At 35.1% G+C, this 393-nt stretch carries 1 protein-coding gene; it reads right to left on the bottom strand.

Annotation, left to right across the window (positions count from 1 at the left end):
- Positions 1–343, bottom strand: a 343-nt coding sequence (locus tag GD597_RS21735) for a DUF5320 domain-containing protein (RefSeq protein ID WP_171610017.1), incomplete at its 3' end; no start/stop codon positions are given.
- Between the last annotated feature and the right edge of the window lie 50 nt (positions 344–393).

Genomic DNA, 393 nt, shown 5'->3' with positions numbered 1-393 from the left:
CTATGAGCGTATTTAAGGCAAGATTTTTCATCCGGGCATCTTCTAATTGCTTTTCAATTGTCTTTAACTGCTTTTGAAGAGTTTCTAAATGTTGTTTTTCCTTTTCAGTCATTAAAGGCAAATCTAATACCATTTCTGGTGCATATTTACATCGCCATGCATATATAAGACTGCCACCATTGACTGGATTAAAATTAAAACGCTTGATGGCTTCTGATATCGTAAGTCGTTGCTCTTCAATTTCTCGAACCAGCCATCGTCTAAAGGGCACCTCATATGTTAACTTTTCATCAACCTGATCAAACGATTCTGATACCAGTGTTGTGTAGTTTTCTTTACTCATTTTGAAAAACTTTTTGCTCAAAATGTGTCAAGTTTTTTTAGGAGATGACA

It is taken from the genome of Limnovirga soli (assembly GCF_013106755.1).
Taxonomy (GTDB): domain Bacteria; phylum Bacteroidota; class Bacteroidia; order Chitinophagales; family Chitinophagaceae; genus Limnovirga; species Limnovirga soli.
The sequence above is the reverse complement of the archived record's forward strand: the minus strand, read 5'-3'. Positions and strand labels throughout refer to the sequence as shown.